This is a genomic window from Sphingomonas sp. Y38-1Y (assembly GCF_032391395.1).
In the GTDB taxonomy this organism is placed as follows: Bacteria; Pseudomonadota; Alphaproteobacteria; order Sphingomonadales; family Sphingomonadaceae; genus Sphingomonas.
On sequence record NZ_CP135916.1, the window covers coordinates 3235464 to 3257520 of the forward strand.

Genomic DNA, 22057 nt, shown 5'->3' on the forward strand with positions numbered 1-22057 from the left:
TCTCAGCGCCCCGCAATGGCCCAGGTGACCGCGGCGGTGAGCCCGATCAGCATGACGAAGGCATAGCTGTACACATATCCCGATTGGACGCGGCCCGCGACCCGGCTGCCCAGCGCCACCACCGCCGCCGACCCGTTGGGGCCGAAGCGGTCGATCGTGCCCTCGTCACCGGCCTTCCAGAACAGGCGGCCGAACGCGAAGGCGGGCTTGACGAAGAGGAGGTCGTAGAGCTCGTCGAAATACCATTTGTGGAGCAGGAACCGGTGCAGCACGCGGAACTGCTCCGCGAACCGCGCCGGGAAGCCCGGACGAATGAGGTAGGCGTAGATCGCCGTCAGCAGGCCCAGGATCATCACGATCGTCGCGGCGTACTTCACCAGCGTCGGCACCTCGTGCATCGCGTGCATCAGGTGCTGGTTGTAGAAGATCGCACCCTTCCAAAACCCGGCTTCCTCAAGGAAGGCATGGTGGAAGGCGAAGCCGGCGCCGACCGCGCCCAGCGTCAGGATCAAGAGCGGCGCGAGCATGACGAGCGGGCTCTCGTGCGGGTGATAGCCCGCGGTGCCGTCGTTCTCCGCATGGCCGTGCGCATCGTGCGCGTGCGCGGCATGAGCGGCAGGCGCGTGGCCCGCATCCTCGTCGGCCGGCGCGTCATGGTGATGGTCGCCATGCGCGGCGTGCTGGATATGCTCCGACCCCGACCAGCGCGGCTTGCCCCAGAAGGTCAGGAACATCAGCCGCCACGAATAGAAGCTCGTCAGCAGCGCGGCAAAGGTACCGACCCAGAACGCGCCCTGCCCGCTGCCCGAAGCCCATGCCGCCTCGAGGATCGCGTCCTTCGAGTGATAGCCCGCGAAGCCGACACCCGCAAAACCGACACCGGTGATCGCGAGCGTACCCGCCAGCATCGTCCAGAAGGTGATCGGGATGTGCCGGCGCAGGCCGCCATAGAAGCGCATGTCTTGCTCATGGTGCATCGCATGGATGACCGAGCCGGCGCCCAGGAACAGCAGCGCCTTGAAGAAGGCGTGGGTGAACAGGTGGAACATCGCCGCGCCGTACGCGCCGACGCCGGCGGCAAAGAACATGTAGCCGAGCTGCGAGCAGGTCGAATAGGCGATGACGCGCTTGATGTCGGTCTGCACCGTGCCGATCGTCGCGGCGAAGATGCAGGTTGCGGCGCCGATGCCGGTGACGACGGTGAGCGCGGTCGGCGACACCTCGAACATCGGCGACAGGCGGCACACCATGAACACGCCCGCGGTGACCATCGTCGCGGCGTGGATCAGCGCCGACACCGGGGTCGGGCCTTCCATCGCGTCAGGCAACCAGGTGTGGAGGCCGAGCTGCGCCGACTTGCCCATCGCGCCGACGAACAGCAGCAGGCAGAGCACCGTCATCGTGTCGAAGCGATAGCCGAGGAAGCCGATCGTCGAACCCGCGACCGACGGTGCCGCCTCCAGGATCGCCGGAATCGAGATCGTGCCGAACACGAGATAGGTGCCGAAGATGCCGAGCATGAAGCCCAGGTCGCCGACGCGATTGACGACGAACGCCTTGATCGCGGCAGCCTGTGCCGAGGGCTTCTTGTACCAGAAGCCGATCAGCAGATAGCTCGCGAGGCCGACGCCCTCCCAACCGAAGAACATCTGGATGAGGTTGTCGGCGGTCACCAGCATCAGCATCGCGAAGGTGAACAGCGACAGATAGGCGAAGAAGCGCGGCTGATCCGGGTCCTCCGCCATATAGCCCCAGCTATACAGGTGGACGAGCGCCGAGACGGTGGTGATGACCACCAGCATGATCGCGGTCAGCGTGTCGACGCGCAGCGCCCAGTCGGCGCGCATGCCGCCGGACTGGAGCCACAGCATCACCGGTTCGACATGCGCCTCGGCCGTGCCGCCCAAGAACCCGAGGAAGATCGGCCACGACAGGAGGCACGCGATGAGGAGCGCGCCGGTCGTCACCGACTTGGCGGCGACATTGCCGATGGCGCGGTTGCCGAGCCCAGCGACGATCGCCGCGAGCAGCGGCAGGAAGACGATTGCCTGGATCACCAGATGTTACCCCTTCATCCGGTTGGCATCATCGACCGCAATGCTGCCGCGGCCACGAAAATAGATGACGATGATGGCAAGGCCGATCGCCGACTCGCCGGCCGCGACGGTCAGCACGAACATCGCGAACACCTGTCCCACCAGGTCGCCCAGGAAGGCGGAGAAGGCCACGAGGTTGACGTTCACCGCGAGCAGGATGAGCTCGATCGACATCAGGATGACGATCAGGTTCTTGCGGTTGAGGAAGATCCCCATGACGCCGAGCGCGAACAGGACCGCGCCGACGGTGAGATAATGCTGAAGCCCGATCACAGCTCGACCCCCTGGCCCACCGGCTGATTGACCTTGCGGATCGCGTCCTTGGAACGGCGCGCGACCTGGCGGGCGATGTTCTGCTTGATAACGCCGGTGCGCTCCCGATGCGTCAGCACGATCGCGCCGATCATCGCGACGAGGAGGACGAGGCCCGCCCCTTCGAACACCAGCAGGTAGCGCGTGTAGAGGAGCCGCCCGACCGCCTCGATGTTGGGCACCGCCGCGTCGATCGGCGCGATGCGGGTCGAGAGCTCGATGCCGCCCGCGCTCCACGCGCCGACGCCGATCAGGATCTCCGACGCAAGCGCGACCGCGAGCACGATGCCGATCGGCAGGTACCGGACGAAGCCTGCGCGAAGCTCGGCGAAGTCGATGTCGAGCATCATGACGACGAACAGGAACAGCACCGCGACCGCGCCGACATAGACGATGACGAGCAGCATCGCGATGAACTCGGCACCGACGAGCACCATCAGGCCGGCGGCGTTGAAGAACGCCAGGATCAGCCACAGCACCGAATGGACGGGGTTGCGCGCGGTGATGACCATCGCCGCCGACAGGACGACGACGGCCGCGAAGAGGTAGAAGGCGACGGCCTGGATCAACGCGAGCACTCCCGCGCAGCAAACGTCACCCCAGCCGGAACTGGAGCGCTGCGATGATGAAGCGTGCCCTTGCGGCACGAGATCCCAGCCTTCGCTGGGATGACGGCGAGCGCGAATTGCATGGCTGACCCCTTATGCCCGCGCCGCTTAACGATACGGGGCGTCGGCGGCAAGGTTCGCGGCGATCGCGCGTTCCCAGCGGTCGCCGTTCGCGAGCAGCTTGTCCTTATGGTAGATCAGCTCCTCGCGCGTTTCGGTCGAGAACTCGAAGTTCGGCCCCTCGACCACGGCATCGACGGGGCACGCCTCCTGGCACAGCCCGCAATAGATGCACTTGGTCATGTCGATGTCGTAGCGCGTGGTGCGCCGCGACCCGTCCTCGCGCGGCTCCGCCTCGATCGTGATCGCCAGCGCCGGGCAAACCGCCTCGCACAGCTTGCACGCGATGCAGCGCTCTTCGCCATTGGGGTAGCGACGCAGCGCATGCTCGCCGCGGAAGCGGGGCGAGATCGGGTTCTTTTCGTACGGGTAGTTGATCGTCGCCTTGGGCTTGAAGAAATACTTCAGCGTCAGGAGGTGAGCCGAGACGAACTCGGCCAGCGCGAACGACCGGAGGGTCTGGGCGAAACTCATGCCGGAACTCCATATCGCGTCAGCATCAGGAAGCCCGACACGAGGAACACGAAGGTGAGGCTGAGCGGCAGGAACACCTTCCAGCCCAGCCGCATCAGCTGGTCATAGCGATAGCGCGGCACCGTCGCCTTTACCCAGCTGAACAGGAAGAAGAAGGCGAACGCCTTGACGAACAGCCAGATGATGCCGGGCACCAAGTACAGCGGTGCCCAGTCGAACGGCGGCAGATAGCCACCCCAGAACAGCAGCGCATTCAGCATGCACATCAGGATGACGTTGGCATATTCGCCGAGCCAGTAGAGCGCGAACGCCATCGACGAATATTCGGTCTGATATCCGGCGACGAGCTCCGACTCCGCCTCGGTCAGGTCGAACGGCGCGCGTGCCGTTTCGGCGAGGGCCGAGATGAAGAACACCACCGACATCGGGAACAGCAGCGGATGGAAGCCGAAACCGTTGATCGGGAAGAAGGCCAAGCCCCAGACATTCTTCTGCGCCTCGACGATCGTCGTCAGGTTGAAGCTGCCGGCCCAGAGCACGACGGAGACGAGCACGAAGCCGATCGCGACTTCATAGCTCACCATCTGCGCCGCCGCGCGGATCGCAGAATAGAAGGGGTATTTGGAGTTCGACGCCCAGCCGGCGAGGATCACGCCGTAGACGCCCAGCGACGAGGCCGCGAGGACATAGAGCAGGCCGACGTTGATGTCGGCCAGCACCACGCCGACGTCGAACGGCACCACCGCCCACACGATCAGCGCGACGGTGAAGGTGATGATCGGCGCGAGCAGGAACAGGCCCTTGTTCGCGCTGGTCGGGATGATCGTTTCCTGAAGGAAGACCTTCAGGCCGTCGGCGAACGACTGGAGCAGGCCGAACGGCCCGACGACGTTGGGGCCGCGGCGCAGCGCCATCGCCGCCCAGATCTTGCGGTCGGCATAGATGATCATCGCCACCGCCAGCATGACGGGCAGCGCGATCAAGAGGATGCCCGCGATCGTCGAGACGGTCCACGCCGCCTCGAACGGCATGCCCCAGGACTGGAAGAAGCTGGTCACTCCGCGGCCTCCGCAAATTCCTCGCCGTGGACCAGTTCGGCCGAGCAGCGCTGCATCGTCGGGCTGGCGCGGCAGATGGCGTTGGTGAGATAGAAGTCGGCGACCGGATAGGTCACCGATCCCTCGCCCTTGGCATCGATCGCCGGCGGATTCCAGTCATAGCCGGCCAGGCCTTCGCGCCCGAGCGCCGGCACTTCGGCCGCCATCGCGCGGCGAAGCTGGGCGAAGTCGTCGAACGGCAGCGGCCGGCCGAGCACGTCGGACAGCGCGCGCAGGATCGACCAGTCGTCGCGCGCGTCGCCGGGCGCGAACACCGCCCGCTCGCTGAACTGCACGCGGCCTTCCAGATTGACATAGGTGCCCGGCTTCTCGGCATAGCTTGCCGCCGGCAGGATCACGTCGGCGTGGTGCGCGCCCTTGTCGCCGTGATGACCGACGAACACCTTGAAGCTGTTCGCGAAGGCGGAGAAATCGACCTCGTCGGCGCCCAGGAAGAAGACGAGCTTCGGATCGGCGGCAACGATGTCGGCGATCCCGCCCGGCTGCGCATAGCCGAGCATCAGCGCGCCCATGCGCGCGGCGGCGGTGTGGACGACGTTGAAGCCGTTCCAGCCGTCGCGAACGACATTCAGCGACTTGGCGAGCGCTAGCGCCGCGCCGTGTCCGTTCTTGAGCGCGCCCGGTCCGACGACGATCATCGGTTTGGTGGCTGCCGCAAACGCGTCCGCCGCCGCATCGGGCAGCTTGGCGAGCAGCGACAGGTCGTCACCGAGCCAGGTCGCGCGGTAGGTCAGGTCCGTCTCCGGCCCGATCGCGAAGACCTTCGCGCCCTTCTTGATCGCCTTGCGCACGCGCGTGTTGATGAGCGGCGCTTCCCAGCGCAGGTTCGAGCCGACGAGCAGGATCGCGTCGGCCTCTTCGACCCCGGCGATCGTCGTGTTGAACGCGACCGCACCCAGGCTGGTCACGTCATAGGCCATGCCCGTCTGCCGCCCCTCGAGCAGCGACGAGCCGAAGCACTCGACCAGCTTCTTGGCAGCGAACATCGTCTCGCAGTCGACCAGGTCGCCCGCGATCGCGGCGACCGACGATCCGGCGGTGCGCGCGACGTCGGCGATCGCGGCGAAGGCCTCGCCCCAGCTCGCCGGCTGGAGCTTGCCGTCCTTGCGGATGTACGGCTTGTCGAGGCGCCGGCGGACGAGGCCATCGACATGGTGGCGCGTCTTGTCGTGCGCCCATTCCTCGTTCACGTCCTCGTTGACGCGTGGCAGCACGCGCAGCACCTGCCGCCCGCGCCCGTCGATGCGGATGTTGGTGCCGACCGCATCCATCACGTCGATGCCGAGCGTCTTCTTGAGCTCCCAAGGCCGCGCATTGAACGCATAGGGCTTCGACGTCAGCGCGCCCACCGGGCAAAGGTCGACGACGTTGCCGCTGAGTTCGCTCGTCACCGCCTTCTCAAGATAGGAGGTGATCTGCATGTTCTCGCCGCGATAGATCGCGCCGATCTCCTCGACGCCAGCCACTTCCTCGGCGAAGCGCACGCAGCGGGTGCACTGGATGCAGCGGGTCATGATCGTCTTGACGATCGGACCCATATATTTCTCGGTCACCGCGCGCTTGTTCTCGGTATAGCGCGTGGCGCCGCGACCATAGGCCATGGTCTGGTCCTGAAGGTCGCACTCGCCGCCCTGGTCGCAGATCGGGCAGTCGAGCGGGTGGTTGATGAGGAGGAACTCCATCACCCCCTCACGCGCGGCCTTTACCATCGCGCTGTCGGTGCGCACTTCCTGATTGTCGGCGGCGGGCAGCGCGCACGACGCCTGCGGCTTGGGCGGCCCGGGCTTCACCTCGACCAGGCACATGCGGCAATTGCCGGCGATCGACAGCCGCTCGTGATAGCAGAAGCGGGGAATCTCCTTCCCCGCCGCTTCGCACGCCTGGAGCACCGTGGCCCCCTGCGGCACCTCGACCTCGATCCCGTCGACTTTCAGTTTAGGCATTCTTGGCTTCCGTTCGGCTGCGCGCCACTCGATAGAGCGCGGCGGCGACGTGGTTGCGTATATCGGTGACGTTGGCGCGGTACGACGCGCGCTCGGGCATGCAGCGCTTCAGCGCTTCGCCATAGCCGAGAAAGGCCGAACGCTCGGTCGCGCTGCCGATCTCCGTCGAAACAAGGTCGGCCGAACGCGCGGGATCGCTGGCCACCAGGCAGTCGGCATAGGCGATGACAAACGCCCGTCCATCAATGTTCATCGGCGGACGCGCGGGACTGGCCGCGGACACACGGCGGACCACCGCCAGCATTGCTGGATCGCGCGCGAACAACGCTTCGGCAATCGCACCTCGCACGGCGCCGGTCTGAAGCGAAAGGCCGCGACGCCCCTTGAGGCACGGGAAGCCGCCGACTGACACGTCACGCGCAACCCGTGCTTCTTCGGCGCTGCCGGGCAACGTTTCCATCAGCCGCAGCGAGGACCGCTCCGAGTTGCGGACCAGGCACGCGGCATAATCAGCCACGACGCGCTGCTTGGGCACGAGCTGTCCCTGCGGCAGCCCGGCCGCAGCCAGCAAGATCGTGGCGGTAAGCAGCATTATTCCGCCGCTTCCTGATACGGCGCGCCCGCGTGCCCCTGCTTCTCGAGGATGCGGCGCTCCATCTCAGGGCGGAAATGCTTGATAAGACCCTGGATCGGCCACGCCGCCGCGTCGCCGAGCGCGCAGATGGTGTGGCCCTCGATCTGCTTGGTCACCTGGTGCAGCGTGTCGATCTCGCTGATGTCGGCGTCGCCGGTGCGCAGCCGCTCCATCACGCGCCACATCCAGCCGGTGCCCTCGCGGCACGGCGTGCACTGGCCGCAGCTCTCATGCTTGTAGAAATAGCTGATGCGGCTGATCGCGCGGACGATGTCGGTCGACTTGTCCATGACGATGATCGCCGCGGTGCCGAGGCCCGAGCCCAGTTCCTTGAGCCCGTCGAAATCCATCGGCGCGTCCATGATCTGCGCCGCCGGCACCAGCGGCACCGACGATCCGCCGGGGATCACCGCGAGGAGGTTGTCCCAGCCGCCGCGGATGCCGCCGCAATGCTTCTCGATCAGCTCGCGGAACGGGATCGACATCGATTCCTCGACCACGCACGGCTTTTCGACATGGCCCGAGATCTGGAAAAGCTTGGTGCCCCTGTTGTTCTCGCGCCCGAAGCTCGAGAACCACTCCGGACCGCGGCGAAGGATCGTCGGGGCGACCGCGATCGATTCGACGTTGTTGACCGTCGTCGGGCAGCCATAGAGGCCCGCGCCAGCCGGGAACGGCGGCTTCAGACGCGGCTGGCCCTTCTTGCCCTCCAGGCTTTCGAGCATCGCGGTTTCTTCGCCGCAGATGTACGCGCCCGCACCGCGATGACAGAACACGTCGAAGTCGTAGCCCGACCCGCACGCATTCTTGCCGATGAAGCCGCGATCATAGGCCTCGGCGATCGCCGCGAACATCGTCTCGGCCTCGCGGATATATTCGCCGCGGATGTAGATGTACGCCGCCCGTGCGCGCATCGCGAAGCCAGCGACCAGCGCGCCCTCGATCAGCTTGTGCGGATCGTGGCGGATGATCTCCCGGTCCTTGCACGACCCCGGCTCGGATTCGTCGGCGTTGATGACGAGGAAGCTTGGGCGCTCGGGCGTCGGTGCCTTGGGCATGAAGCTCCACTTCATGCCGGTCGGGAAGCCCGCGCCGCCGCGGCCGCGCAGGCCCGACGCCTTGATGCGATCGATGATCGTATCCTGGCCGAGCTCCAGCAGCGCCTTGGTGTTGTCCCAGTCGCCGCGGCCGATCGCGGCGTCGACGTTCCACGGCTGGAAACCGTAGACGTTGGTGAAGATGCGGTCCTTGTCAGCGAGCACGGCTCAGCGTCCCTGTCCAATAAGCTTTTCGGCGAGGAAATAGGCGGCGACCGCCAGGCCGACCCCGATCGCGACGACGATCAGGTTGAACGCCACCTTGAGCAGCGCAACCAGCACGACAATCGCGACGACGAAGACGGCGATGGCGATCAGCAGGTTCACGCCCACTCACCCCGGTAATCGTGATTGCCCTCGACCATCGCGGTCAGCGTCGTCGGGCCGCCTTCCGGCTCCGACGTATGCCGGCCGTTCTGCGACCCCGGCTTCGGCGTCTCGCCGGCTGCCAGCGCCGACAGGATCGCGACGGTCTTGTCGTAGTCGAGATCCTCGAAATTATCGTCGTTGATCTGGACCATCGGCGCATTGGCGCAATTGCCCATGCACTCGACCTCGGTCAGCGTGAACAGGCCGTCGGGCGTGGTGCGCCCCTTGACCAACCCCTGGTTCTTGCACGCCGCCAACACGTCGTCCGACCCGCGCAGCATGCACGGCGTCGTGCCGCAAACCTGGACGTGATAGCGGCCGACCGGCGCCAGATTGTACATGGTGTAGAAGGTCGCGACCTCAAACACGCGGATGTACGGCATGTCGAGGAAGCGCGCGACGAACTCGATCACCGGCACGGGCAGCCAGCCTTGCGTCTGCGTCTCCGCGCCCACCTGCCGCTGGGCAAGGTCGAGGAGCGGCAGCGCCGCCGACATCTGCCGGCCCGCGGGATAGCGGCCGACGATCTCGTTCGCCTTGGCGATGTTCGCTTCGTTCCAGGCGAAATTGCCCCAACGGGCGCGGGTCTCGCCCTCGTCGGGGATGGGTGCTGCGTCAGCCATTAGCGGTCACACTCCCCGAACACGATGTCCATCGCGCCCAGAATGGCGGTGGTGTCGGCGAGCATGTGCCCGCGGCTCATGAAGTCCATCGCCTGGAGGTGGCTGAACGCCGTCGGCCGGATCTTCACGCGATAGGGCTTGTTCGACCCGTCGGAGACGATGAACACGCCGAACTCGCCCTTGGGGCTCTCGGTCGCGACATAGACTTCGCCCGCGGGCACGTGGAAGCCCTCGGTATGAAGCTTGAAGTGGTGGATCAGCGCCTCCATCGAGCGCTTCATCTCCGCCCGGTGCGGCACCGCCACCTTGCGATCGAGCGACAGGACGGGGCCGTCCGGCATCTCGTTCAGGCACTGCTTCATGATGCGCGCCGACTGCCAGACTTCCTCGACGCGGACCATGAACCGGTCATAGCAGTCGCCGCGCGTGCCAACTGGCACGTCGAACTCCATGCGGTCATAGACGTCATAGGGCTGCGACTTGCGCAGGTCCCAGGGCAGCCCCGCCGCGCGGATCATCGGGCCGGAGAAGCCCCACTTCAGCGCGTCCTCTCGGCTGACGATCGCGATGTCGACGTTGCGCTGCTTGAAGATGCGGTTCTCGGCGACCAAGCTGATCGCATCGCCGAACAGCCGCGGCAGGCGCGTGTCGAGCCAGTCGGCGATATCGGTGAGCAGCTTGAGCGGCACGTCCTGACGCACGCCGCCGACGCGAAAATAGTTGGCGTGCATGCGAGCGCCCGACGCGCGCTCGTAGAAGTTCATCAGGTCTTCGCGAAGCTCGAACATCCACAGGTTGGGCGTCATCGCGCCCACGTCCATCACGTGGCTGCCGAGATTCAGCATGTGGTTCATGATGCGCGTCAGTTCGGCGAAGAACACGCGCAGATACTGGCCGCGAACCGGCACTTCCAGGTCGAGCAGCTTCTCGATGCCGAGCACGAAGCTGTGCTCCATGCACATCGGCGAGCAGTAGTCGAGCCGGTCGAAATAGGGGATCGCCTGCTGGTACGTCTTGTACTCGCACAGCTTCTCGGTGCCGCGGTGAAGCAGGCCGACATGCGGATCGATCCGCTCGATCACCTCGCCGTCCATCTCCATGACGAGGCGCAACACGCCGTGCGCCGCGGGATGCTGCGGACCGAAGTTGATCGTGTAGTTCTGGATCGCGACGTCGCCGGGGCTCTCGGGGCCCTGGCCGGCGGCGTGCATCAGTTCGGTGGTGGTGTCGGTCATTACTGGTTCTGCCCTTCCCCCTTTGAGGGAACGACGTCCGGATCGGCGGGCTTCTCGCCCGGCTGATTGCCCGGATGCGGTTGGCCGGCGCCGGTGTCAGCCGGCTTCTCGGTGACCTTGGTCTCGGTCGCCTGCGGGCCCGGAGCCTTCTCGGCATCGGCGCGGACGATCTGGTCGGCGGTGACGGGGCTCGGCGCGCCCTTGGCCTCGGGCAGCGCAGCCGGCGGCGCGGCGGGCGTGGGCGCAGCCGCCGCCTTCTCGTCGCCCGGCAGCACGTATTGCGCGCCCTCCCACGGGCTCATGAACTCGAAATTGCGGAAGTCCTGAGCCAGCTTCACCGGCTCGTACACCACGCGCTTGGCCTCTTCCGAATAACGCAGCTCGACGAAGCCGGTCAGCGGGAAGTCCTTGCGAAAGGGATGCCCGCGAAAGCCATAGTCGGTCAGGATGCGGCGCAGGTCCGGATGCCCGTCGAACAGCACGCCGTACATGTCATAAACTTCGCGCTCGAGCCAGTTGGCGACCGGCCACAGCCCCGTGACGCTGGGCACCGGCGTGTCCTCGCTCGCGGTCACGCGGACGCGCAGACGATGGTTCCGCGTGACGCTGAGCAGGTGATAGCAGACGTCGAAGCGCTCCTCGCGCTCCGGATAGTCAACGCCGGCGATCTCCATCAGCTGCTGATATTCGAGGCCGGGCGTGTCGCGCAGCGCGATCATCGCGCCGATCAGCCCGTCTCGGTCGATCGTCAGCGTGACCTCGCCGACCTTGTCCTGCGCGTCGAGCACCGCGCCGCCCAGCGTGGCGGTCGCGGTCTCGATCACGCCGTCATTCGCGGCATAGCGGGGAGCGGCCGACCTCACCGTTCCACCGTCCCGATGCGGCGAATCTTCCGCTGGAGCTGCATCACGCCATAGAGCAGCGCCTCGGCGGTCGGGGGACAGCCGGGGACATAGATGTCGACGGGCACGATCCGGTCACAGCCGCGAACGACGCTGTAGCTGTAATGGTAATAGCCGCCGCCATTGGCGCACGAGCCCATCGAGATGACGTATTTCGGCTCCGACATCTGATCGTACACGCGGCGGAGCGCCGGGGCCATCTTGTTGCAGAGCGTGCCCGCGACGATCATCACGTCCGACTGGCGCGGAGACGCGCGCGGCGCGGCGCCGAACCGCTCCATGTCGTAGCGGGGCATGTTGACGTGGATCATCTCGACCGCGCAGCAGGCGAGGCCGAACGTCATCCACCACAGCGAGCCGGTGCGCGCCCAGGTGAAGAGGTCCTCCGTCGAGGTGACGAGGAAACCCTTGTCCTGAAGCTCACCGTTCAGGTCGTTGTAAAAGCCGACGTCCGGCGCAGTGCCGGGGGCGGGCTGTACGAGGTTCACTCCCAATCGAGTGCTCCCTTCTTCCAGGCATAGACAAGGCCGAGCGCGAGTTCGGCGATGAAGATCATCATCGAGGTCCAGGCGACCCAACCGAGATCGAAAACGCTGACTGCCCAAGGATATAGGAACGCCGCCTCCAGATCGAAGACGATGAACAGGATCGCGACGAGATAAAAGCGCACGTCGAACTGGCTGCGCGAATCCTCGAACGCGGGGAAGCCGCATTCATATTCGGTCAGCTTCTCGGGCGTGGGCTTGTGCGCGCCGGTGAAGCGCGCGGCGATCATCGGCAGGAACACGAACGCCGAGGAAAGCACGAGCGCCACCCCCAGGAACATCAGGATCGGCAGATATTGCGACAGGTCGACCAAGGGCCATCTCGCGGTTGCAGCAGGGTTTGTGGGGCTTCTAGGCCGATGAACCGAGGGGGGCAAGGCGGCGTTCCGGTGAGAATGAATCGCAACTGACCGCCGGCACGCGGCGGCGTATTCGCCGCGCGACCCCTCGCGCCGGGAACCTGTTTTCAGATGGTTGTCGCCGCCGGCTCGCCTTAGCGAAGCGCGTTGGCGGCCAGCTTGTGCAGCTTGGAATGGAGGACGTCGTTCGCCGCCAGCACCTGGCGCCGTTCCAGCGCCTGGTCGGCGCCGCGATAGTCGGTGACGTAGCCGCCGGCTTCCTTGACGATCAGATAGCCCGCCGCGACGTCCCAGATGTTGAGCCCGCTTTCCCAGAATCCGTCGAACCGCCCCGCCGCGACCCAGGCGAGGTCGAGCGCCGCCGACCCCAGCCGGCGGATGCCCGCGACTTCGGGTGCGATCGCGCCGAAGATCCGCGTCCATTCGGGAAAATCGCCATGCCCCAGGAACGGGATGCCGGTGGCGATGATCGCATCATTGAGGTCACGCCGCGCCGACACGCGCAGCCGCTGCCCCGTCAGCCAGGCACCCCGCCCCTTTTCGGCCCAGAAGCTCTCGTCCGTCAGCGGCTGATAGATGAGGCCGTGGGTGATGCCCGAGCGCGAATCCTCGACCGCGATCGAGATCGCGAAGTGCGGGATGCCGTGGAGGAAGTTAGTCGTCCCATCGAGCGGATCGATGATCCAGCGCGGCTTGTCGGGATCACCCTCGATCATCCCGCCCTCTTCCATGACGAAGCCCCAGTCGGGCCGCGCCTTCAGAAGCTCGTCATAAAGCGTGCGCTCGGCGCGCTGGTCGGCCATCGACACGAAGTCGGCCGGACCCTTCTTCGACACCTGAAGGTGCTGGACCTCGTTGAAGTCGCGGCGAAGGCGCGGCGCCGCCTTGCGCGCGGCGCGCTCCATGACGGTAATGAGGCCGGATTGGGCGGTCATATCGATACCTTAAGCCCTCTCCCCTTCAGGGGAGAGGGTTGGGAGAGGGGAAGAGAGCGGGCCGACTGCCCCTCTCCCCGGCCCTCTCCCCTGAAGGGGAGAGGGTGAGATGCTCAGTCCGCGCGCTTCACATATTCGCGCTCGTACACGTCGACGACGATGCGCGTGCCGCTGGTGATGTGCGGCGGCACCATCACGCGGACGCCGTTGTCGAGGATCGCGGGCTTGTAGCTGGAAGAGGCGGTCTGCCCCTTCACCACCGCATCGGCCTCGACGATCGTCGCCTCGATCGTGTCGGGAAGCTGGACGCTGATCGGCCGCTCGTCATGAAGCTCCATGACGACGTCCATGCCGTCCTGAAGGAACTCGGCCGCGTCGCCCAGCACGCCCTTGTCGAGCGTGATCTGCTCGTAATTGTCCTTGTCCATGAAGGTGAGCGTATCACCCTCGGCGAACAGGAACTGGAAGTCCTTGGTATCCAGCCGCACGCGCTCAACCGTCTCGGCCGAACGGAAGCGGACGTTGGTCTTGCGCCCGTCGATCAGGTTCTTCATCTCGACCTGCATATAGGCGCCGCCCTTGCCGGGCTGGGTGTGCTGGATCTTGACCGCACGCCAGATGCCGCCTTCATACTCGATGATGTTGCCGGGACGGATGTCCACGCCGCTGATCTTCATGCGATTGACCTGTTGGAAAGAGCTGGTGGGCGGGCTTTAGCCGCGCCGCCGCCGCCGGGCAAGCCACGCGCTTGGGCACCGCCGCCCGCCGCGCTATGATGCGGTGGGGACTAAAGGGGCAAGGCATGGCGTTCGAGGTGTGGCTGCCGTTCGCGGCGGCGGCGTTGTTGCTGGCGGTGTTGCCTGGGCCGGGGGTGGCGAGCATCGTCGGCTTCGCCTTTTCTTCCGGGCGGCGCGCGGCGCTGGCGTCGGTCGCGGGGATGGCGACGGGCAATCTGCTGGCGGTCACCGCCTCGCTCGCGGGCGCGGGCGCGATCCTCGCGGCCTCGGCGCTCGCCTTTTCGATCTTCAAATGGGTGGGCGCGGGCTATCTGATCGTCATCGGCATCCTCGCGATCCTGCGCAGCGGCCGGGCCGGCACCGCCGAGCTCGAGCGGCGCCCCGTCAGTCCGCGCGCGGCGTTCATGACCAACGTCGCGGTGGGCGGCCTTCATCCCAAGACGATCCTGTTCTTCGTCGCCTTTGCCAGCCAGTTCGTCCGCCCCGACCGCCCCTATCTGCCTCAGGCGCTGGTGCTCGGCGCGACCTTCGTCCTGACGGCGGCGGTCACCGACACGCTCTACGCGCTCGCCGCCAGCCGCGCGGCGGGCATTGTCCGCCATCCGGCGACGCGGCGCTGGACCGAGCGGATCGGCGGCGGGGTGATCCTGTCGGCGGGGGTGGCGTTGGCGGCGACGTCGCGATAGCGCCCCCGTCCGTTCGTGCTGAGCTTGTCGAAGCCTGTCCTGAGCTTCGTCGAAGGGCACGTGCCTGGAACACGCCCTTCGACAAGCTCAGGGCGAACGGTAGGAGTTTTGCAGAACCTACCGCTTACCCGTCAGCAGCGGCGTGGGGTCCACCGCCCGGCCCTCCCACCAGCGCTGGCCCGGCGCCATCGCGCTCAGTCCGAAATGGAGGTGGGTGTTGCCGGGCCCCGCATTGCCGGTATCGCCCACCGCCGCGATCGGCTGGCCGGCGCGGACGCGCGTGCCCTCCTCGATCCCAGGCGCATAGGCGGCGAGATGCGCGTAATAATAGGTCCAACGCCCATCCGGCGAGCGGACGTAGAGCGTGTTGCCCCCGCCCCCCGCGCTCCAGAAGACTTTCTCGACCACGCCGTCCGCCGCCGCGAGCACGGGCGTGCCGCCGGGCGCCATGATGTCGTTGCCCCGGTGCAGCCGCGCGCCGCCGCCGCGCGGATCGCCCCAGCTCGACGCGATCGCCGATCGCTCGATCCCGGCGACGGGGACGGTCAGCAGCCCGCCTTCCCAGCGGATGCGCTCGCCCGCAGGCGGCGGCGCGAGCGCTTCGGGAACGGCCGCAACCGCGTGAACTGGTTCGGGCCGCGCGGCAGGTGGGCCGCCAAAGCGCAGCATCGACGCGAACACTCCGATCGCGACGACGATCAGCGCGAGGATGCGCCAACCCAACCGCGTCATCGCGCTATTTCCGGAAGATCGCCTTGGTCCCCGGCTTGACCATCAGCGCCAGCCGCGCCGCATCCCAGTTGGTCAGGCGGATGCAGCCATTGCTTTCGGTCTTGCCGATATTCTGCGGTTCGGGCGTGCCGTGAATGCCGTAATGCGGCTTGGACAGGTCCATCCACACGACGCCGACCGGGTTGTTGGGACCGGGCGGCACCACCGCTTCCTTGGCGCCGGGCTTCGATCCGGCGATCAGCTCGGGCTGGAACTTCCAGTCGGGATTGAACGCGGTGCCCTTGATCGTCCATTCGCCGATCGGCAGCGGAAACTCGGCCGATCCCATCGTCGCAGGGAATTGCGCGATCACGCGGTCCTCGGCGTTCATCACCTTGAGCACGCCCTCGCTCTCGTCGACGACGACGTGATCGGCGGTCGGCTGGCGCGCATCGACGTTGAGATAGGCGACGGTCCGCTTCCAGGTCGCATCATCGATGTCATAGTCGCGCGACGAGGGCAGTGCGTTCGGCACGACGATCTGCTGCCCGGCCTTGAGCGGCGTTTCCCGACTGTTGAGCGCCACCAGCACCTCGGGCGAGGTATGGAACATCTCGGCCAGCTTCTCGAGCGGCGAGCGATAGGCGAGGCCCGGGAGCTTGGCCTGCTCGCTGTAGTCCTTGGGGATCGGGTTGACGAACGGCCCGGCGATCATCTGCGGCGCGAGGGTGATCGTTTTGACCGGCTCGACCGCCTCGAACCGCGAGAGCGCCTGCACCGTCGGCGCGTCGAGCCGGCCTGTCAGGCCAAGGCCGCGGCTCTCCTGGAACCCGCGGATCGCGCCCTTGAACCCGACGCTGTTCTTGCCGTCGAGCAGGCCCGACGAGAAGCCGAGCTTGGACAGGATGACCTGCGCCTTCAGCGTGTTGAGGTCGACCGGCGATTTGGCCGGTGCCGCCGCCTGACCCCTGGTTTCGGGCGCCTGCGCCTCCGCGATCGGCGTGCCGGCAAAGCCCAGCGCTGCGGCGAAGACGGTCGCGAGCCCGACGGCGCCCATCAGCGCGCGATCGAAATGTCCAATGTGCCCCATGCTCGATGCCTCCTTGGCCGAAACGAACGAGCGGGACTCACCTTTGTTGCATGAACCTACGCCAACAGCGACGCGAACGCCTTGACCGCCGCTGCCTCGTCACCGCTCCAGACCGAGCCTGAAACCGCCAGGAAATCGGCGCCTGCCTCGACCAGCGGGCGGGCATTATCGGGAGTGATGCCGCCGATCGCGACGCAGGGCACCTCGAACAGCGCCGACCACCAGGACAGGATGACCGGCTCGGGCCGATGGCTCACCGCCTTGGTGCTGGTCTCGTAGAAGCTGCCGAACGCGACATAGTCGGCGCCCGCCTCCCCCGCCTCCATCGCCAGGTGGCGGCTGTCGTGACAGGTCACGCCGACCTGTGCCGCCGGGCCGAGCGCCGCGCGCGCCTCGCGGACGTCGCCATCGCCCTGCCCCAAATGGACGCCGTCGGCACCGAGCCGCTTGGCGAGGCCGATCGAGTCGTTGACGATGAACGCGACCTCGCGCGTCTCGCAAAGCCGCTGGAGCGGTTCGGCAAGCGCCGCGGCCTTGTGCTGGTCGATGCCCTTCACCCGGAACTGGAACGCCGCGACCGGCCCGGCATCGAGCGCGCGGGCCAGCCGATCGGGGAACTCGCCGCCGACGTCCAGCGGAGAGACGAGGTAGAGCTGGCATGGCGGCCGGCGATCGTCGCGTTTGAAGCGCGCGGCGAAATCGGGGTCAAGCGGGCCGAGGGGATCGTCTTCGAGATCGGTCATCGCCGCGGGTTAGTGCGATGGGGGCGGTTATGGAAGCACTCCCGTCATCCCGGCCCCGAGCCGGGATCCCGCTTCTTCTCTGACGCCCGAAGAAGCGGGACCCCGGATCAAGTCCGGGGTGGCGAAGAATGGACCCGTGCTCCCGTCTCAGCGGGAGCACGAGGCATCACGCCGCCAGCGCGACCTTCTTCGTCGACGCCGCGTGGATCTCGTCGATCGCGCCGCCCAGCGCGGCGTCGAACTCCGCCTCGCTCATCTGCGCGCGCAGATCCTCGAGCAGCGCGCGGCTGAAGCTGGCGATCATGCCGCGGTTCTTGGCAAGCTCGGCGCAGGCCTGCGGCCGGGCGAACCCGCCCGACAGCGCGACGACGCGCAGGACGCGCGGATGGTCGACCAGCGCGTCGAACAGACCCGCCTCGGCCGGAATCGACAGCTTCAGCATCACCTTGTCGTCGCCCGGCATCGCGTCCAGCGCCTTGAGGAGCTCGTCCTTCAGGATGCGGTCGGCCTGCGCGCGCTCGGGGCTCTTGATGTTGACCTCGGGCTCGATGATCGGGACGAGGCCGGCGGCGAGCACCTGGCGCGCCACCTCGAACTGCTGCGCGACCACCGCGGCGATGCCGGCGGGGTTGGCCAGGTTAATGACCGAGCGCTCCTTGGTCCCGAACACGCCAAGGTCGGCGGCGCGCGACAGCAGTCCGTCGAGGCCGTCGATCGGCTTCATCAGCTGGACGCCGTCGGCTTCCGCCTCCAGCCCTTTGTCGATCTTGATGAAGGGAACGACGCCGCGCTCGATCAGCGCCGTCGGAGTCGGCTTGCCGGCGACCTGGCCGTCCATCGTCCGCTCGAACAGGATCGCGCCCAGCACCTTGTCGCCGTTGAACGACGGCGCGGTGATGATCCGCGCGCGCATCCCGTGGATCAGCGCGAACATCGCGTCGTCGCCGTCCCAGGCGCCCTCCTCGATGCCATAGCCCTTGAGCGCCTTGGGCGTCGAACCACCCGACTGGTCGAGCGCGGCGATGAAGCCCTCGCCGCCTTCGATCCGCGCCGTCATCTGGGCCTTGTCCATCATCTCATCCCCGCTTTGCATACGTATGCCGCGCCGCTTAGCGGGTGCAGCAACGACGGGCAATGGCTCGTCCGGAGCGGACTATTGCCGCTGGCTGCGCCAGCGCTTGATCGTGCGCTGGAGCGAGGCTTCCTCGCCGCCGGACTGGCGCCAGAGCTGCGTGAAGGAGGGGTCGGCAGAGGCGGGGCGCAGCGCTTCCTCCAGGTCGTCGAACTGGACGCGGATCGGCGTCGCCACACCCTCGCCGCAGATGATACATTCGCGGTTGCGAAGCGCCGGAATCGAATCGAGGAAGCCGCGCGCGCCCTCGGGCATCGCCGCGCGGACGAACGCCTGGTCGCGATCGTTGTTGAGGCGCATCGTGATGATCGTACCGCACTGCGACAGCACGCCTTCGGCCAGGTCCGATGGCCGCTGGGTGATGAGGCCGAGGGACACGCCGTACTTTCGCCCTTCCTTGGCGATCCGGCTGAGGATGCGGCCGACCGACGATCCATCGGCGTTGCGCTCGTTGGGGACGTAGCGGTGCGCTTCCTCGCAGACGAGCAGGATCGGCCGCATCGCCTCGCCGCGCGACCAGATCGCATAGTCGAACACCATTCGACTCAGCACCGCGACGACCACCGAGGTGATCTCGCTCGGCACGCCCGACACGTCGATGATCGAGATCGGCTTGCCCTCGGCCGGCAGGCGGAACATCCGCGCCAGAAACGTCGCCATCGTGTCGGCGACGAGCATGCCGGAGAACATGAAGGTATAGCGCGGGTCGCCCTTCACCTCCTCGATCTTGGTCTTGAGCCGCAGATAGGGCGTGGTGTCGCCCGCGCGGTCCATCTTGCCCATTTCCTGCGTGATCTGGGTCGTCAGGTCGCTGAGCAGATAGGGGATGGGCGAATCGACCGTCAGCTTGACGTCGGCGGCCAGCCGGTTCTTGCCGCGCGCGGCGAGCAGGCACTTGGCGAGGATGTCGGCATCGAGCTGCCGTTGCGCGCCCTCGTTGGTCAGGAACACCTCGCAATGTTCCTCGAAGTTCATCAGCCAGTACGGCATCGCCAGATTGCCGACGTCGAAGATCGCCCCGCGCGACGCGAACGCCGCGGCATATTCGCCGTGCGGATCGATCATCACGATATGACCCTGTGGCGCCGCCTCGCAGATGCGGTGGAGGATCAGCGCGGCGCTGGTCGACTTGCCGGTACCGGTCGAGCCCAGGAGCGCGAAATGCTTGCCCAGCATCGCGTCGACATAGAGCGCCGCCTTGATGTCGCGCGTCGGATAGACGGTGCCGATCTTCACGTTGGGCCGGTCGTCGGTCTGATAGACCTGGCGAAGGTCGCTGGTCGACACCGGCAGCACCTCTGCCCCCGGCGTCGGATAGCGGGTGACGCCGCGGCGGAAGCGATAGAGCTTGCCGGTCAGCTTCTCTTCGTCGCCCTCGCCCAAAAAGTCGATCTGCGCGGCGACGTCGGCATGGCCGTCCTCGGTCAGGCGGAGCGTGCGGACGCTGGCGATCAGCCAGGTGGCGCCGCAACGGATCTTGACCAGGCTGCCGACCTGTCCCGCCGTCGCCAGCGTCTCGTCCTCATGGTCGCGCATCCCCTCGATCGCGGCGCGGTCGAAGGTGACGCGGCTGCCCGCGCCTGAAATCTCGGTGACGATGCCGATCGGCGGGGCTTGGACCGTGACGGCCACGGATCCGGCACCCGCACCGGCGGGCTCGGCCTGCTCGAAAGCATGGCGATGCTGCATGTCCGCCATGCGTAAAAGGCCCTCGCCGTCCATCTCACGCAAGGCCATACCAAAGCGGAGGTAAATTTTGCGTTGGTGAGGTTTCGGCGAACGCGATTCGTTCAGAACCGCCGCCAGAGCGCCCCCGCGCCCCAGCCGAAGCCGACCGACAGCAGCACCGCGACCAACCCATAGACGATCGCATGGTTCTGCGCCGCCGCCGCGACAAACCGCTCGAACCCCGACTTGCGGATGTCGATCTCACGCACCGCGGCGGCCAGCACGCGGCCGTCGCGGATCAGGAAGGTCTCGGCCGTGAACCGCCCGACCGGCACGCGCGCGGGGATTGCGATGCGCGCGCGATAGAGGACGCCGTCGGTGATCTCGACCGCGCCCGGCGCCTCCACGTACAGCCCGTTGCGCCGCCGCTGTTCGACCAGCCCGCGAACGAAGCGGTCCTGCACCAGTTGAGGCTCGCTGCCGATCGGCGAGAGCTGGAGGCTGTCGAGCCCCAATTCGTAGATCGCGCGCGTCCGCGTATCGACGATCGACTTGACCGGCCGGGACGAGGCGATCGCATAATAGGACGGCGCCGACCGATAGCGCATCGCCTCTGCATTGACCCAGATGCCGGCGACCTTCTGCTTTTCGCGCATCAGGATCGACTGGCTCGGCCCCTTCACCACTACGACGATGTCGGCGGGCCGCTCCGCCGCCGCGCGGTCGGGATAGAGGATCGCCCCGAACAGCAGCAGGTCGGCGCCGGTGAAGCTGTAGACGATCTCGATCTCGCGCTGCGACGCGTCGGGAACGAGCAGGGGCGCGTCCGCCTGACCCAGCAGCAGCGGCGCGAGCGCGAGCGCGGCCAGTCGCTTGAGGCGTCTCACGCGAGCTCGACCGAATAGAGCTCGCCCGGCCGCCAGCCGAGCCCCAGCGCCATCCGCAGCGCGACCGCGAGCACGATCAGCGCGAGCGCCAGGCGAAGCTGCTCGGGCTTCAGCCGCGACGCAAAGCGCGTACCGAGCTGCGCGCCCGCGACCGAACCGATCAGCAGCAGCACGGCGAGCACGATGTCGACCGCCCGCGTCGTCGTCGCATGCACCATCGTCGCCGCGGCGGTGGTGAACAGGATCTGGAACAGGCTCGTCCCCACCACCACCTGCGCGCCCATGCCCAGCAGATAGATCATCGCGGGGACGAGGAAGAAGCCGCCGCCGACGCCCAGCAGCATCGTCAGCACACCCGTCAAGAGACCCAGCAACAAGGGCGCGAGCGGCGAGATGTAGAGCCCCGAGCGATAGAAGCGCCAGCGCAGCGGCAGCGAGGCGATCAGCGGATGGTGCCGCCGCCGCGCCGCGCGCACCGACTCGCCGCGCCGCCCCGCCCGGATCGTGCCGAGCGACTCGCGCAGCATCAGCCCGCCGACCGATCCCAGCAGAATGACGTAGAGCAGGGAGATGATCGTATCGATCAACCCGGTCGCGCGCAGCAGTTCGAACAGCCAGGCGCCGATCAGCGAGCCGACCACGCCGCCCGCGACCATCACCCCGCCCATCTGGTAATCGACGCCCTTGCGCCGCGCATGTGCGAACACGCCGGAGACGCTGGCGCCGGTCACCTGGCTCGCGGCGGAAGCGGCCGCGACGGTGGGGGGGATGCCATAGAAGATCAGCAGCGGCGTCGTCAGGAAGCCGCCGCCGACGCCGAACATCCCCGACAGCCAGCCGACACCGAAGCCCAGTGCCACGATGACCAGCGCGTTGACCGACAGGTTCGCGATCGGGAGATAAAGGTCCATCGGCACCCACAAGGCTGGTGAGGCGGTGCTAGGCCAGCCATCGGCCAAAGGGAACCCGGCTTTCCCATCGTCCGCTTCGGTCCGATCGGCGTCTTGTTCGTGAAGAACGTCCCATAAGCAAC

24 protein-coding genes are annotated in these 22057 nt (G+C 66.9%); 1 reads left to right on the forward strand and 23 read right to left on the reverse strand.

The features are described 5' to 3' along the window. Positions 1 to 2: 2 nt before the first annotated feature. From nuoL to efp, 16 genes are all read right to left on the reverse strand, one after another. Positions 3 to 2057, reverse strand: a complete 2055-nt coding sequence (nuoL, locus tag RS883_RS15335; RefSeq protein ID WP_315761050.1) for an NADH-quinone oxidoreductase subunit L — start codon at positions 2055 to 2057, stop codon at positions 3 to 5. A 6-nt stretch (positions 2058 to 2063) separates the two neighbouring features. Further along, complete coding sequence (nuoK, locus tag RS883_RS15340; protein ID WP_315761051.1) at positions 2064 to 2369, reverse strand: NADH-quinone oxidoreductase subunit NuoK; 306 nt, start codon at positions 2367 to 2369, stop codon at positions 2064 to 2066. Next, positions 2366 to 2977 carry an NADH-quinone oxidoreductase subunit J gene (locus RS883_RS15345; protein WP_315761052.1) on the reverse strand — a complete coding sequence of 204 codons (612 nt, stop codon included), beginning with the start codon at positions 2975 to 2977 and terminating at the stop codon, positions 2366 to 2368. The genes nuoK and RS883_RS15345 overlap by 4 nt, the downstream gene beginning before the upstream one ends. A 147-nt stretch (positions 2978 to 3124) precedes the next feature. Then, on the reverse strand, positions 3125 to 3610 hold the full coding sequence (gene nuoI / locus RS883_RS15350; protein WP_315761053.1) for an NADH-quinone oxidoreductase subunit NuoI: 486 nt from the start codon (positions 3608 to 3610) through the stop codon (positions 3125 to 3127). Then, the gene (gene nuoH, locus RS883_RS15355; protein WP_315761054.1) at positions 3607 to 4668 is read right to left on the reverse strand and encodes an NADH-quinone oxidoreductase subunit NuoH; all 1062 of its coding nucleotides are present in this window, start codon (positions 4666 to 4668) and stop codon (positions 3607 to 3609) included. Before nuoH ends, nuoI begins: the two co-directional genes overlap by 4 nt. Then, positions 4665 to 6671, reverse strand: coding sequence for an NADH-quinone oxidoreductase subunit NuoG (gene nuoG / locus RS883_RS15360; RefSeq protein WP_315761055.1), 2007 nt, complete (start codon positions 6669 to 6671; stop codon positions 4665 to 4667). The genes nuoH and nuoG overlap by 4 nt, the downstream gene beginning before the upstream one ends. Beyond that, positions 6664 to 7263: a hypothetical protein gene (locus RS883_RS15365; protein ID WP_315761056.1), complete on the reverse strand. Its 600-nt coding sequence runs from the start codon at positions 7261 to 7263 to the stop codon at positions 6664 to 6666. Before RS883_RS15365 ends, nuoG begins: the two co-directional genes overlap by 8 nt. Next, positions 7263 to 8567, reverse strand: coding sequence for an NADH-quinone oxidoreductase subunit NuoF (gene nuoF / locus RS883_RS15370; protein ID WP_315761057.1), 1305 nt, complete (start codon positions 8565 to 8567; stop codon positions 7263 to 7265). The genes RS883_RS15365 and nuoF overlap by 1 nt, the downstream gene beginning before the upstream one ends. A gap of 3 nt (positions 8568 to 8570) precedes the next feature. Beyond that, complete coding sequence (locus RS883_RS15375) at positions 8571 to 8729, reverse strand: hypothetical protein (RefSeq protein WP_315761058.1); 159 nt, start codon at positions 8727 to 8729, stop codon at positions 8571 to 8573. Continuing rightward, positions 8726 to 9394 carry an NAD(P)H-dependent oxidoreductase subunit E gene (locus tag RS883_RS15380; protein ID WP_315761059.1) on the reverse strand — a complete coding sequence of 223 codons (669 nt, stop codon included), beginning with the start codon at positions 9392 to 9394 and terminating at the stop codon, positions 8726 to 8728. Before RS883_RS15380 ends, RS883_RS15375 begins: the two co-directional genes overlap by 4 nt. Beyond that, a complete protein-coding gene (locus tag RS883_RS15385; RefSeq protein ID WP_409977357.1) occupies positions 9394 to 10629 on the reverse strand; it encodes an NADH-quinone oxidoreductase subunit D in 1236 nt (411 codons plus the stop codon). Before RS883_RS15385 ends, RS883_RS15380 begins: the two co-directional genes overlap by 1 nt. Next, positions 10629 to 11492, reverse strand: coding sequence for an NADH-quinone oxidoreductase subunit C (locus RS883_RS15390; protein ID WP_315761060.1), 864 nt, complete (start codon positions 11490 to 11492; stop codon positions 10629 to 10631). Before RS883_RS15390 ends, RS883_RS15385 begins: the two co-directional genes overlap by 1 nt. Further along, entirely contained in the window at positions 11489 to 12025 is a 537-nt protein-coding gene (locus RS883_RS15395) for an NADH-quinone oxidoreductase subunit B family protein (RefSeq protein WP_315761061.1), read from the reverse strand. Before RS883_RS15395 ends, RS883_RS15390 begins: the two co-directional genes overlap by 4 nt. Next, positions 12016 to 12390, reverse strand: a complete 375-nt coding sequence (locus tag RS883_RS15400) for an NADH-quinone oxidoreductase subunit A (protein WP_315761062.1) — start codon at positions 12388 to 12390, stop codon at positions 12016 to 12018. Before RS883_RS15400 ends, RS883_RS15395 begins: the two co-directional genes overlap by 10 nt. 179 nt (positions 12391 to 12569) lie before the next feature. Next, positions 12570 to 13370 carry an inositol monophosphatase family protein gene (locus RS883_RS15405; protein WP_315761063.1) on the reverse strand — a complete coding sequence of 267 codons (801 nt, stop codon included), beginning with the start codon at positions 13368 to 13370 and terminating at the stop codon, positions 12570 to 12572. 113 nt (positions 13371 to 13483) lie between these two features. Beyond that, entirely contained in the window at positions 13484 to 14047 is a 564-nt protein-coding gene (efp, locus tag RS883_RS15410) for an elongation factor P (RefSeq protein WP_315761064.1), read from the reverse strand. 125 nt (positions 14048 to 14172) lie between these two features. Between efp and RS883_RS15415 the strand changes: the two genes are divergently transcribed. After that, positions 14173 to 14793 carry a LysE family translocator gene (locus RS883_RS15415; protein WP_315761065.1) on the forward strand — a complete coding sequence of 207 codons (621 nt, stop codon included), beginning with the start codon at positions 14173 to 14175 and terminating at the stop codon, positions 14791 to 14793. Between the two features lie 117 nt (positions 14794 to 14910). Here RS883_RS15415 and RS883_RS15420 read toward each other — a convergent pair whose 3' ends face one another. From RS883_RS15420 to RS883_RS15450, 7 genes are all read right to left on the reverse strand, one after another. Continuing rightward, entirely contained in the window at positions 14911 to 15525 is a 615-nt protein-coding gene (locus RS883_RS15420) for a M23 family metallopeptidase (RefSeq protein ID WP_315761066.1), read from the reverse strand. 4 nt (positions 15526 to 15529) lie between these two features. Next, positions 15530 to 16594 carry a L,D-transpeptidase gene (locus RS883_RS15425; protein ID WP_315761067.1) on the reverse strand — a complete coding sequence of 355 codons (1065 nt, stop codon included), beginning with the start codon at positions 16592 to 16594 and terminating at the stop codon, positions 15530 to 15532. Between the two features lie 56 nt (positions 16595 to 16650). Next, positions 16651 to 17337, reverse strand: coding sequence for a thiamine phosphate synthase (thiE, locus tag RS883_RS15430; RefSeq protein ID WP_315761068.1), 687 nt, complete (start codon positions 17335 to 17337; stop codon positions 16651 to 16653). 166 nt (positions 17338 to 17503) lie between these two features. After that, a complete protein-coding gene (locus RS883_RS15435; protein ID WP_409977358.1) occupies positions 17504 to 18409 on the reverse strand; it encodes a fructose bisphosphate aldolase in 906 nt (301 codons plus the stop codon). Positions 18410 to 18490: 81 nt separating this feature from the next. Beyond that, positions 18491 to 20167 (reverse strand): ATP-binding protein, encoded by a 1677-nt coding sequence (locus RS883_RS15440; RefSeq protein WP_409977421.1) that lies wholly within the window; start codon positions 20165 to 20167, stop codon positions 18491 to 18493. Positions 20168 to 20259: 92 nt separating this feature from the next. Continuing rightward, entirely contained in the window at positions 20260 to 21024 is a 765-nt protein-coding gene (locus tag RS883_RS15445) for a TIGR02186 family protein (protein ID WP_315761071.1), read from the reverse strand. After that, positions 21021 to 21935, reverse strand: a complete 915-nt coding sequence (locus RS883_RS15450; RefSeq protein WP_315761072.1) for a sulfite exporter TauE/SafE family protein — start codon at positions 21933 to 21935, stop codon at positions 21021 to 21023. Before RS883_RS15450 ends, RS883_RS15445 begins: the two co-directional genes overlap by 4 nt. Between the last annotated feature and the right edge of the window lie 122 nt (positions 21936 to 22057).